We start from the raw sequence: 14,352 nt of genomic DNA, 5'->3' as shown, positions 1-14,352 counted from the left end.
GTTAAGCTGTTCGGGATCGGGCTGACTAAGGGCACGAATTTGAGTTTGCGGACATCCTTGCAGCCGCCGCGTCGCCGTCACTGGCTGATTCAGTCATTCGCTACTATCTTGCGACTCTATCTCCTCTAAGAAGTACGTTCTGTCGTCGGTTAAGAGGGAAGCTTGTCGGAGAGCCTGATTCTCAGTGAGATGGGCACTGAGACCGGAGGCTGTTATGTTTTTGCGCCGAGGTTTTTTTCTGGGTTCGTGTTACATGCCGGTAGTTGTATTGGCCGACCTTTACGACGACATCATCATTACGTCCAGGCAGCTGCTTGTTTTCTGTCTCGGCCGCAAGTTCAGCAACTATCCCTCAGTGCCACCCTATGCGGATGAACTCACTTGTGATGGTCTCATGGCAAAGGTGCCAAGGAGGTGGCCTGGAAGTAACGAGAAGGGTAGGCGCTATGTCGGACTTATAAGTTTATTCAAGTCATAAAGCCAGAAGGTTGAGTTTGTATCAAGTGGGCTCCTGGTTTTTTATACGTCGTCTAATAGTGCTGCGGTGCGTACTTGATGAGTTGTTGTTATGAGTGATCAGTGGCGGGCAGGCGGATGCGTGGGCAGGTGTTTTTTCGATAATTAGATAGCTGTAAGTCCAGGCTGTGTAATGGGGGTTGTTGTGAAAGCTGCTCTTGCACTCATGCAGGAGGGAGGGCTCTTTTGCCCTTGCTTTGAACTCTATCTTCCATTAACAGCAGGACACTCTCGATGAAGCGGCGCACTTTTATAGCAGGTTCCACGAGCCTTCTTGCAGTGAGTTCCGTCAGTGGCAAATGGAGTGGCGTTTTAGCCGGTTCGTTTGACAGGATTCTGCCAGGTCATCTGGTGTTGAAACTATCGGAAGATGCCCGGCAAGTTATCGTGATCGAGACTCCGTCCATTAATGAGCAAGCAACGCCGCGGCAAATGGATGAAAGTCCAGTAGGGCGTGCGCTGCGGATCATGGCCAGTCAATTCGGCGATAAAACGACGTTCCGGTTGGGACGCAGCTTTGGCCCCGAAGACACACGGCATACTGTCTATATCGACAATGCCGCCATGGGCAGCAAAAGGGGAATCGCCCACCAGATAATCTTCAATCGTGAGAACACGGACGCCCATTGGACGATTTCGTTAAGCACGACCGCTTTCGGCGGGACACTCGACCTGGGGCCGATCAGGTACCGCAATTTCCTTTTCGGCGACCCTTTGCAAAAAAAGATACGCGCCATTGAGATGAGCAAGGTGCTGCCTGAACTGTCGGGCGGTCGGATGAGCATCAGTGGCAATGGTAAATGGTCGGTTACAGTGGACAGCGAGTTCACTTGGCGCCTGAGTGGCGTGGAGTCAATGGCATCCTTCGTTGCGTTCGGCAGACGCCTGGTCAGTACGCAACCCATCGAAATGCGTTGGTGGTGGGTGGGCCGCGCGGCGCTGCCGCTACATAGCACAGGCGAGTTCGAGACAACGCAGGACCTGGTCAACCCGATCCATCTGATTAAAGCCACGGAACCTGCGTTCGGCGGTTTTGAGCTGTTGGATTCGCAAAAGCGTTGGCTGCGCGTTAGTGCGATAAAAGGTGGCAAACCAGCCGAGTTGTGTATCTTCCACAGGCCTGACGCCGAACCTGTTCAGACCTCCCCTTCACTCGCGGTGTTGTCCTTGGCGCATGGGACGATAGAGGCAGGCCATACGCTCGGCATTGACGGTTTTTCAACTTTACCGGCTCGAGATTTCTACATACTTGAACGGCTGGAGAAAGCCGGTGAGCTGCGTACGGTCATCTCCGGGTCGGTGGCTCAGGATGATGCTGTCGAGTGCCGAACGGCAGGAGGAACGGTGATGTTGGCATCGCTGCAGCCGATCGGTGTAGCGAATGACAGCGGACGTCGTCTGGACGTTGAACAGCGACAGGCACAAATTGCCAAGTCCGGGATCGAGGGTGTTCAGCAGCGGCAGGACAGACAGGCGGGAGAAGACCCGCTGGAGGAGAAGCTCAAGAGCTATCTCGCGCTATTAGCGCCCAACCGGCCGTACGGCGATCAGGCGACGATCTACATCTGCGCCCATTCGAGTGACGGGCCTAACCAGTTGCCGGTTACCTTTCAGACGATTGTCATCAGTGCAGCGCTTCATGCAATGGACCAGGCGTTACCGGGTTCTGATTGGAGCCGTTTGCGTTTCGGCGTGGTGCCCGATCAGATGCGGCGTAGCAAGGTGACGGCGAAAAAAGACGACCACCAGGTCAGCAGCAAAACCGCGGGCACGGCGCTTCATCTGATTTACCCCATGCCCGATATCCTTCGGACAGACTATGCCGTTGTCATTGCGATGTTTCCCGCCAAAGACTCGGTCTTGGCCCGGATCTCAATGGACCGGGCGCGGCTCGATGTTGCCAGCTCCAAGGGGCTTGTGGATTTGAGTTTTGGCTTTCGCGGCTTGTCGCTGCTGCTCGATGGCGGCGCGCCCCGCCTGCTGCCGGACAACAGCGGTTGTCAGGTGCAACGCATGACGGACGGTTCTCTGGTCGACACCCGGCCGGTGCTGATCATTGATCTGCCGCCGCAGCATGTTCTGGAGGAGGCGTGGTTCCGACCGGTTCGAATTGCAGAGGCCGATAAGGCCGAAAAGAGGCTGGATGAGTCTTTGAAGCAGGCTGATGTTGTCATCGACAATCTGCGTAAACGCCAGGGCGGTATCCCGAACGACGGCGATGTATCACGTGCGGATCTGGCGCGTCTGCTCGAGGGACAGGTGGAGTCGGCGGATGCCTTTTATGCCCTGTGGCGTGAGTTTTTTCGTGACTCGCTCCTCGACAGGTCCGTTGACTTCGAGTTTTTTGCATTTACGAACCGTCAGCATCTGGATCCCGCCGACTTGTCGACGTACGACTGTCTAGTGGATCAATTGAAGACGCAGTTCATCGCGCTGCTGGCCAAGGTGGCGTTGCCGCCCAACGTCATGCGTGCTCGGCTGAGCGGGCGCAGTCGACTAGCCTTCCGTATGCGTTGCGATACCGTCTCTGAAGATCTCGGCATCCTGGGAACCGTACCTTTTACCGTGTCCGGTCTGACCATGCTGGGCCGGCTCGAACCGGCTGTAACCCGTCGCGCCGAACTACTTGCCCGTCCATTGCCGGATGGCCGGGTGCCCGCGGCCGATGAAGCGAGTTACGACAATATCGACGGCACCACGGTGCTCGATTATCAGGGCATTGTGGGTGGGCAGCGTACCGTGTTCACTCACATGAACAGTGTCCGCAGCGCGCTGGCTCGTCTGCCGAAGCCGGACGAGACCTCACTTGAACTGGTTTCGCGGCTCATTTTTTCGCCGTCACAGCGCGCCATCTTCCTGACAGATGCACCGGTGCCGAAACAGGTCTTCGTCGACGCACCCGCAGAAAAGTTTGCGTACAAATGTTCGTACTTATCCGAGCCGTCTCGTCTTTGGTCACTGCGACTATTGATTGACGGCCGCTATGGTCCGCACTCGTCGGACATTCGTGTGGTCGCCACCCCGGACTACCGTGCCGAAGCATTGCGACCCTGGCCGGCTGGCAAACGTGACGAAGTGTTCGGAGCACCGCCCTATGGCAATAAGGCGCCGTGGTTATTACCCCGGGCCCCGACTGCGTCCCTCCCACCTGAGGATTTTACTGTCCCCACCGCTCCGCCCGCTGTCGCAGGTCCAGGCCTGATCCAGAAATGCCAGCAGATTCTCAGCGGTGACGTCAGTGAGCAACGCAAGGAAGCCCAGTTTCGTACCGGGTTGAGCGCCAACGACCGACATCAACTGTTGTTGCTGTCGGGTGCCTACGGCCTGCCGGTCATTGGCAAGCGCAAGCAGAACCAGGACGGCAAGGCAGGCGAGCTGGTCGCCGACTCCGATCAATTCTCTACTGAACCGGGTTACACCCTGGCGGAACTGGACCCCGGCCAGGCGATCTACGCCCCCAGAAGCCTGGACGTGAGCGAGCTGGCGCTCTCAGCGCTTGGCGCGACGTTTCGTCACGACACACACTTTAATCCGCCCCTCCCGGCACTGCTGCTAAAGGCACGTGGTGCGCCGCAGATCTTTGACAAGCGTCCGGCCTTTGACGGCCTGTCGATCTGTCGCTGGGAGCACAACAGCCTATTGGGGCGTGATCTGCGTGTGCGTGTGGCATACAAAGGTTATCTGATGCCGACAGGTCACCAGGCAACCTTCGTCAAGCTGACCGAGCGGCGCATCGTCCACACCGCCGATGGCAAGCTGCGGGCCGTACAGGTGCAGCGCATGTTCATCACCTTGTCGACGCCCGAGCTGAATTTCCCCCGCCTGGAACAGCCTTGTGCCGGTCGCGGGTGGCCATGCGCCAAGGTTATTGTCCAAGACCCTTCGGCGATCGAGATTGCGGATCCGTATGGGGCCTCCATTCCGCAGGCGACCGTCGGACTTGCCTTCTGGCCGGTTAGGGCGGCGGACCTTAATCCACTGAAATTCAGCCTCTCGGTCGGGGGCGCCTCGACCGAAGCGCAGATGATGTTTGTCGATAATGTTGCAATTGGCGACCCAGGCGTACTGGCCAAACTGGCAGTTGTTTACAACGGTACAGTCAACGAGCGGATATGGTCATTCGGCGGGGCCAAATTGCCGTACGCCCAAGCCAAGAAGAGGGGAGATACCGACCTCTGCACCCAGCGGCTGTGTGTTCGCGTCACGGGACGCAACCTCTCGCCGCTACCGGCCGACAGTTGGGTGGGGCCATGCGATGAATTCCAATCGTCATCCGTACTGGAGGGCGCGGGTGAGCCACCGTTTTTTCCGGCGCTTGAATGGGCGGATATCAGTCTGGACGGTCCGGGGAAATTGACCGGAGCCGAAGCAAAGACCGTCACGGCCTACTATGACGGTTGCTATGTCCGAGAGGGATTTGCAGTATCGGACGACAAAGCGTTGCAACCGAATCCGCTGGGTGTCTATCTTCACTTCAACGGCGAAGGCCCGGTTCTCGATGTGGGTAATAACGGCGACCGGACCGCGGGGTTTGCCCGGCCAAACGCAGTACTGAGAGGACTAAGCCGCGAACTGGGACCCCTCGGGCACGAATCACCCACGTTCAAGGACGGGCCATCGGACGAATTGTGCAGACGTTTTACCGCGCCTAAGTGTTCGCCGCTGGCAGCGGATGGCTATAGGTCAATTGCCCATCTCTACGACACCAAACAGTACGCGGCCGGTGATGGCGTGGTGCTCGCTGCCCCCACCAGTGGAGGCCCGAAAACAATCGCCAAGAGCTTCTTTGCCTCGGATGCGAAACTCCTCGGCACCATAACCTTTGCAGACCTGTTTGAGCTGGTGGACGACAGCGGTGCCCTCTCTGACATATTGCCTGCGCTCGAGCAGGCCCTCGACTTTGGCCTTGCCGTTGCGGACACGGTCGAAGCAACGCGCAAAATGCTCAAGGAGCGTGTCCTCCTGCCGCTCTCCGATCTGCTTCAGGCATTCGAGGCCCAGTGGGTAGAACTGGAACGGCAGCTGCAAAGCCACACTCGAGAATTCAGCACCGACGACGCGTCGCAACAGTTAACCCTCGCGTCACTGTTTCCTGTTCTGGACGAAACCCGGTTGATGCTGCGCATGCGCCTGAACGAGGCAATCGCCGAAGAAGACGTGTTGCAGATGCCCGGCAAGTTATCGGCCCTACAAGAAGCCGCTGGCCGTTTCCTGCTGGTGCTCGGGGAGTTTGCGCGTCGGCCGGTGGAAACTTTCGCCGCCAGTTTGCGCACGCTGCTTGATCGCGCTGTGGGCAACTTGCGCGCAGCGTTGACCCAATTAGGGGTGCCGACTGGCCTCGTCAAGCTACTACAGAGTCTGGAGAAAGATCCGGCAGGCTTCGACGCAGGATTGCGCAAATTGATCGTCGAAACAGTCTCTGAAAAGCTGCAAGAGGAATTCTCCAGCGTCATCCCCGACCGCTTCAGGCTCATACCTTGGCCCGACCTTCCTGAAATATTCGAAGCCGAAAAAAGCGCCTATCAAGAGATATTGAAGTCGACCTTTGGCTCTATCCGGCTCAAGGATTCTGATATTGGCGACGTTTTGAAATCGCTGCTGGAACGCCCTGACAAGTCACCGGTTGCATTAGCCACGATCTTGATCCAGCCGTTGATCGAGGAAGCAAAGAAGGCACGATTCACCATTGAAGAGCGCGATGAACTGGTGACGCAGGATGACGCGCTTGTCGCGATGAATCTCTACATTTACCGGTTAGAGACGTTTGTTGGTGATCTCAAAAAAACTGAGGTTTCGGCTCAGACAGAGGCAATCCTCGGGCGGATCAATGCGGAATGCTACCGGCTGCTGCATTTCCGTGGCCAACTGTCATGGCTCAAAGACTTTATGCGCCAGGGCAATCTGGCAGGGATACTCGGTTGCTTGGCAGAGTTAGCCCTGGGAGTGGGCGGGCCTCAGTTTGCCGGAGCGGTAGAGCAGCTTGGTTTGTTTCTGATCACGACTGCCAAAGACGTTGCCCTATCGTTCAAGGGCTTTGCATCAGCGTCCGATGACGAGCGTCAGGCATGCAAAGAATCCGAGAGCAAGGAGTGGGACTCGCAGCCAATCATTGATCTGAGCACCGTCGAGGAGCCGCTCAAACAGATTCGCGACCTCATGGAGCAGGCGAAGAAACTCAAGGTCGACGTTGAAAAATTCGACAGTGACTCCAAAAAAAATCTGGTCGAATTGGAAAACATTGATGATGGAAAACTCTCGAAGTGCATCAAGTTAGGCACCGCCCATTCTCAGAAGCTATTGCATTGCGTCCTCGTAGACGGCGCCAAGGCCTTTTGTGGTGTGGTGAGGTTCAAGGACGCTGCCCAGACGCTTGAAAGGGCGGTTGCCGATCAGCCCGATCCAGCGGCCGTTCTCACCAGGGTGCTGCAGGTACAAGCGATGCTCCTGGTATCGGTGCTTGAGGCGGTTTTGGATGTGGTCACTGAACTTGGAAAATATGTCAAAGACGAAGGGGCGATACTCGTTGTCGGGGGGGCGCTAAAGGAACTGGGCAGGCGGGCGCCTTCGCTCACCGGGGACGTAGAAGAGGCGGCAAAGGACATCCTTGCTGCTGTCACCACCCTTCAGCAACAGACTGCAGAATTCGCGAAGTCTCTGCTGGAAACATTGAATGCCATCTTCAAGCAGCTGGAAAAGTTAGTGCGTGCTCCGCTGGCCGGACTGGACGCAGCGCTGGCGCGGATCATCGATCCGAAATTGGGATTGCCGGCCGGCTTTATCGATGCCGAAACGCGGCGTCTGGTCACCCAAGGTCGCCAATTGTTGACGCTCCCGGCAGACATGTTTGCGACATTCGAGGAACCTCAGGGCGGTACTGCTCAGTTGAATCTTGATACGGTGCTGAACGCACAACGATTAGACAAGACAACGCTGCGGGACTTCATCATTGCGCCTCAAACACCCAAGATTCTTGAGCCGGACAATCTGCTACGCGCGCAAGCGGTTCTGCAGCAGTTGTATCAACATGTGCAGAACAGGATAAAAGGCCTGCCGGATGCATTGCTGAGCGTGCTTGCTCGTTATGCCAAGGACTTCTTCGGTAATGGCCCCAACGGTCTGCGCCAAATCTATGCAACGCTCTACAAAACTCGTCAGGACCTTATTGAGTGGCTGGACAAAAACGCTTCATGGATCGATACCAGGGAACTGGATGCCGCGCTTTCACCACCCGAAGGCGAGGGCGATGCCTTTGATTTCCTGTTCATCGAGAAAAAACTGGTTGATGAGTTGCCACTGGAGGATCCACTTTCAGATCCGGTGAAACGTGAAAAGATTATGGCTTTCGCTTCACTCTGGTCCTCGGGCCAGGCAGCGCCCGTTCTCATACTCAAAGGGTTGCAGTCGATCACTGAGCGGGTGTTGCGCGGTGACATCCTCAGTTTTATCGATATCTCGGGATTGCGTGACGAGATCGAGGATCGCATCAGTGCCTTGGTACCGACCCGGCAGACGTTGCGTTACGACTTCGGAGTTTCGCTGACGGACGGCGGCCCCACCGCATTGTTTTCTCCCCAACCGGGCTGCCGGTTCGAGGTCGGGGTTTTTTCCGAGGTCAATCTGCTGGATCCCGAGCAGTTCACCTTCGAGACACAGGGGGCAATCGGTGCATTCAATATCAATCTGGTGCACCAGTTCGGCATCGAAGCGATAAGGCTGATATTTGGCGGTGCCACTTTCCGCATGGCGCGAGGGGAAAAGGTTTCGTTCGATGCCGACTTCCAGGACTTTGAAATCGGTCCCGCACTGGAATTTGTTCAGCAACTGCAGGAGTCGCTTTCTATCGGCGCCTCCGGTGTCTATCTGGAACCTCTGCGCGGGACGCCGGGCATTCGGGTCGGTTACGGGTTGGACATCGGCATCATTACCCTGGGCGCGCTCAGCTTCTCCAATGTCACGGTCGGCATTGCCGCCGACTTGCCCTTCAGCGACGACCAAGCCTTGTTCTCGGTATCGCTTGGGCGACGCATGGCACCGTTCATGATCTCGGCCCTTCCGTGGGCGGGTTCTGGGTACCTGGCCATTCTTTCCACCGCTCAAGAGATCGTCGGCTTCGAAATGGGCCTGGAATTCGGTGTCGGCGGAGCTTTCATGTTCGGCCCGCTCGTTGGCCAGGGGCGTGTTCAGGCCGGGTTTGCAATTCGCACGGTTGAACTGAAGAACGGGAAGCGGGTGACGGAGATCTCCGGCACTTTCTTTGCCGGAGGTTCGGCGAATATCTGGATTTTCACATTTTCCGCCTGCCTGTATGTCCGCCTGACCATGGACACCGGAAGCGGCTCCATGCAGGGCGAGGCAGTGTTCGCGTTTTCGTTCAAGGTAGGTTTTGCCCAGTTCAGCTATCAGGTACGTGCCCATTACTCCCAGAACAAACTGAGTAACGACGGCGGGAAAGCGGCTGGCGGAGCGAAGAAAACCGCCAATCATATGAGACAAACCTATCCGCGCGATCCTTACCTCGAACTCGCGTCCATCGACTCCAGCACCTATGCCAGCGTGGGGCGCCAGTCGCCCGACGAGCAAGACCTCCCTCCACCACGTAGTGAAGAGGCGATCAGGGACACTCGCAGCATGAAAGACGGCTGGAAAACATACTCGGAGTATTTCGATTCTTCGTTGCTCAAAGGTGCCCTATGACGATCAATGTGGTCCCGGTCTTTCGCGTGGTACCCAACGGGTTGGTGACTGAAGGGAATGTAACCCGTCTTGCAGTGACGATCCTGGCAACGCCATTGGTAGAGGAGGGCGATGCGCAGTGCAACCTGGAAGACTGGCCCAAAGATATTGCCAAGTGGTTTGCCGAAAAAGACTATCGCCTCTCGCTCTATCTCCAACGAATCAAAGTTCAGGGACAGACGCGCCCCGAGTGTGATGGAACCGGCGATAAAATAGAGGCCCGGCTTCGGCTTCTGCGTGTGACCCATCCTTCCACTAAAACGCCGCCTCAATGGCAACAGATCAACGAAAAATGGAAGGAGACTTTCTTCTGCTCGCTTGGAAAGTGTGATGTGGGTACTTGCGTCGAAACCATGGCTTCGCCATGGACCGTGCTTAAGGAAGCACTCAGGCACACCGCCAAAAATGAAGGTTTCTCCATGGGGCTCGAGGACAGTGTCCCAGAGCACTCACCGGGTGATATACAGAGCAATCTCAATGACAATGGATCGCTGAAGGGCGGTGGTTCGGGGCAGGGCACAACAGAGACGATAACGACGGTACTGCCTGTCGGTCATGCAGCGTTTGCGCATTACCTTGAACAGACAAGGGGCGAGCGCGTCTGCGCCGCCATACTGAATCCTGAGGTCCTTCAACGCAAAAGAGATGTGTCGAAGGCTGATTATCAGGCGCGACTGACGTTGCTCAAAAAGGCGTCGAAAATACCCGACAGCGCCAATAAAGAAACACTGCTCCCCGTGCTTGCGCAGCGGTTAAGCACCGCCTACAAGAGCACCGACTCCGTACGGGTTCGAATGAATCAGCGCTACTGCAAGATCACCAATGATTTGCAAAGCTCATCTTGTATCACTCCGTGCGCGAAGCCCACCGCAGCTTCTGTCGTTCCGATGACCAGCGACTCCCCGGAGATGCAAGAGCACGTTGCGATCCAGCACTATGGAAACTGGCCTGAAAGTTCTGACGCCAAGACCATTGATCCCGATGTTCAGCAGGCAATGAAGGATGCGATCAGCCAGGCATTCTTTGCCCTGCAGTCCAGCCCGTCGCTTGCTCGTCTATTCGGGTTGGCGTTCGATGCGGAAATCGAGATTGAGGATGTCCGTAGCCTACTGGCGGGGCGTCCTGCGCCGGTCGATGACGGTTACTTCTATGGGTTTCTGGGGGCCGACCAACAGCTTTGTTCCGTTTCGCGGGCAGCAACGGCCGTCTGTCTGGAGGTCGTCAGTGGCAAGGTGGTCGGTTTTTTGCCGGCGACCCGCGCCGAGCTCGCGCTATCGGCGGCTTGCGATAACACGGATCGGCAGAGTTGGCTCGACAGCTGCGATCATCACAGCGGTCTGGTCCCGATGTCCGGGTGCCTGCTACCTGAGGCGTGTGGTGTGGAAGGTCAGCGTTTTGTGCTGACCACGCTCGATGTCCGCCGAGCCGTTGATCAGGCACTGCACACCGATGCGGATACCCCTGATCCGGCTGCTGACAAGCTTCGTGTACCAGTGGACGCGGGCCAGCGTTATGCCACGGTCGGCTTCTGCCTCAATGATCGACGCCGCAGCATTGGTGTGCTGGAAGAACTGGCGGTCATGGCATACGTAAAAAAAGACGCCGCCAAAGATACGCTGTATGCCGAGGACCTGGTCGTTGGGCATGTGATCGATGTTCAGGTCCTGCGCAATCACCCCCTGCCACCCTCGCCCTGGCGCTGTCTGATGGAGCGCCATGTTCGTTTCGAGGGGCTCGAAGGACTCGATGGGATTGTGCGACCGCTGATCGGCACTGCGACATCACCACAACGCATGGACCTTGAGCGAGCCCGTATCACGCCGATCACCCGAGTCATGTCGCAGCCGGTATCGAAGGATAAAAAGGACTTGATCGTCGAAGAATCCGTGGCGATATGGGATGGCTCGCCCATGGGCGTTGATACCGGACCGAACGACAACGTCCTCAAACAGACCCATCTGACTGACAAAGTTGACGCCATGGCGAGCGCCCCGAAACCGCCTTTTGTTCGTCACCTGGACTTGCCTGGTCGCTACCATGCCGGTGAAGAGCGACGGCCACCCCCGCTCAGATACGGCGTGAGCTACCGGTTTGCGATGCGTTGTGTGTATGCCGGTGGCGGTGGGCTGACGCTCAGCCAGGCAGCTAACCAATATAAGCGGGCAAGCAACGCTTTTGTGCTTCCGCGAACAGGCGGGCAGGTGTTTCGACGTAACGAGTCAATATTGTCTCCGGACGTTTTGATGTTGGTTGGCGATGCCATCCAGGAGCGTGACGTAATGGGTTTCGAGAGTAGTCTCGAGGTCATTCTGCGCACCGCTAACGGCACGCTGGGCAATGCGCAAGGCATGTTCCCGAAGAAAGACAAGGATGCGAGCTACGTCGACCTCGACAAGCGAGCGTTCCCCCATTCCACCAAACGGATCATCATGCCTCCCCCGGTGGGCATGGAGGACGCAGCGCGGCATTCGATGTTCGACGGCCAGTCAGGAATCGAAAACTGGACGCACGGGGCAATGCCGCTCCTGGACTATCACGGCGGTTATCCGAAGTGTCGGGACCATGTTGAGCGCGGCTGGAACGATGAAGAAGTCATCGTGAAACGGTCCGATCCAACCTACGCCACAGGGCAGGGTGTGGCGGCGTTTCACCTGAGAAAGACACCGGCAGAGTTTAAGGCGGACGATCGTTTTTATCCCGATCCCGCAGCGCGGTACCTGGTTATCGGCCTGCTCAGGAAAGGCTCGAAGACCTATGTGCGCCAACCCGGCAACACGCTGCTGACCTGTATCCCTTTTTACGGCAGCGCACCGGTACAAGGTTTACTCGAGGCTAAACACTACAACAGCGTAATGCCGGTGATGATCACGTTCGAGGCGCGCCTGGACCTCAAGAGTTGCAAGGTTGTCGATCAGGGTGTCGCCTTGCTTGAAGCTGATCGTCTGCGGGTCAAGGCCCGTAGCGTGATCATCGCACTTGCCCCCTTCGATGAGGTCGAGGTGCACCTGTGGTGCGTACCAGACGTGGTAACCCTGGAAAAACAGTTCGCCCTGCCGCAGTACATGAAAAGTATTGGCGCCAATGTTGCCGGTCAGTTATGGACTCACGTGAGTGAAACCGGACCCATCGAAGAGCTGGGCGCGGTGCAGATCATCAAGGCCGTGCATGCACTCAACCGCCCGGCGACCGATCCGGTTCTTGTGCTTGACTCGAAGTGTGCCAGCCGGATACGCAGAAAGGGCGCAGACGGCGCTGAGCGCCCCAATGCCAGCGCGGAGTTGGTGCTCAAAGGTAAGTTGCAGCTCCCTACGGCCAGCGCAGACAGCTACGAACTCTATTTGAAGTGTGTTTCGCCGCATTCCAGCCGGTTCGACGATGATCAGCGCGGGCGTACCCTCAGCAAGCGTCGCGCCGCCCAGTGGCCCAAGTACGCTGAGCAGAAAGTTGATAATGACGCTGATGAACATTGTGAAAAAAACACCCAAGAAAAGGACTGCATGTCTGCCAGGTCAATCTTCGGCTTCGATGTGTCGAGCAGCGGCAAAGTGACCTTGCCCATGAGCACTGTTCTGTTGGTGCGCGGCGATGATGTTCCGCCACCCGAGCCGTGGGAGGGGCAACCGCCGGCCCTGGACGTGAAATCGATACTGCGCGAGGCAGTCCGGCAGCCCGCTCCTCTGGACGCAGATGACCTGGTCGACCCAGCGGTTGGTAAGGTCGCGCTTTCCCATCAGTTTGCCGATGAAAAGGCCCGACGCTTGTTTGTCCGCCCGGTGGCGATCGGTCGGCATGCACCGTTTTTCAATACCCGTACGACATTCGGCCAGGATTATGATCGTCAACGTGTTCAGCGGCGGATCAGCCCACTCAGGGCAGGCGATCAGAGTCGGGTCGGCACTGAGCAGGAAGTCTGGCTCGATGCGATGATGCGACCGCAGCCGCCTGAACTACTGGCTTGCGAGCCCAGTTTTACCTTCCTTCAATGCAGTGCACGGGAACAGGCGATGGTGACGATGACACGCTTCGCCGATGTCAGAATCCGGATCAAGCGACCGTGGTTCAGCTCCGGTGAAGGTGAGATGTTGGGTATCGTCCTGACTCGCAAGGGCACTGCCGATGAAGGCCTGGTAAACGATGATACGTCTGCACAGGCACCCTTCACGCGGTGGGGCGGCGACCCGATATGGGTCGGAGGAGAGGGTGAGACCGAGCTGACTGAAATCAATCAATTTGATTGGGGCCGCTGCCGGCACGCCTATAGAGTGATTGAACACTACGATTTTCCGGTTGCGGATACCGAATGCGAGGTCGGAGCCTCCGCATGTACCTCAATCAAGCCCGTTTCGCTTTTACTGTTCGAGCCTCACTTCGACGTTGACCGTGAGGAGTGGTATGTCGATGTTCCATTACGCAGGCGCAAGAGTGCCGATCCATTCGTACGGTTTGTGCTGGTTCGGTATCAGCAGCATACCGCCGAAGGGTTCGAGAAGACTTCGCCCCCAGTCGAAAGCTGGGCGAAGCTGCTGCCCTTGCGCGACGTGGAGGTCATCTGCAGTTACAAGGAAAGGTGCAAGGACAAGTGCAAGGAACAGGAAAAGTGCGATGACGAGGCTAATGCCGAAACCAAAGACTGGTGCGTGTCTGTTCTGGTCAAAGGCCTCTCTCACCGCGGCCCGAGCATGGCTCCCGGTCTGACTGGTTCCGATGAAGCGGTGCCGCGCATGCGCATGCGACTGTTCCATGAGAGCGTTCTTGGCGATGCTGCGCCATTGTCTCAAGCACCTTTGAGGCGACGACCGGTTTTGCTGCCAGACGACCCTGATGGACATAAGTTCGAGCGTGGAGTGCCGTGGCATAGAGTTGCCGATGGTCTTGACGAGTGTAAATTCGTAGCAACGATTACCGCACAACGACGGGCCAAGCTGGGTTCCGGGAACTTCGTCGTGTTTTTATCGGAGTTTGAGCGATTCATGCCCGCGACTTACACGGATGATTTTGCTGAGCCTGTCACATGGGATGACATCAAGAACAAGGACACCCTGGTGGAGAGCGGGGCGCGTTTTAGCGTGCGAATTGAAGTGCCGCCGCTAAAGTGATTGTCAG

2 protein-coding genes are annotated in these 14,352 nt (G+C 57.1%); both read left to right on the top strand.

Annotated elements, in window-relative coordinates; genetic code table 11:
• The first annotated feature begins 750 nt into the window (after window positions 1–750).
• On the top strand, window positions 751–9,210 hold the full coding sequence (locus ASD60_RS18160; RefSeq protein WP_156386282.1) for a hypothetical protein: 8,460 nt from the start codon (window positions 751–753) through the stop codon (window positions 9,208–9,210).
• Window positions 9,207–14,345, top strand: a complete 5,139-nt coding sequence (locus ASD60_RS18155) for a hypothetical protein (protein ID WP_056855327.1) — start codon at window positions 9,207–9,209, stop codon at window positions 14,343–14,345. The genes ASD60_RS18160 and ASD60_RS18155 overlap by 4 nt, the downstream gene beginning before the upstream one ends.
• The last annotated feature ends 7 nt before the right edge of the window (window positions 14,346–14,352 follow it).

Origin of the sequence: Pseudomonas sp. Root562, assembly GCF_001427125.1 — a bacterium.
Lineage (GTDB): Bacteria > Pseudomonadota > Gammaproteobacteria > Pseudomonadales > Pseudomonadaceae > Aquipseudomonas.
This window is presented reverse-complemented; position numbering and strand designations above follow the sequence as displayed.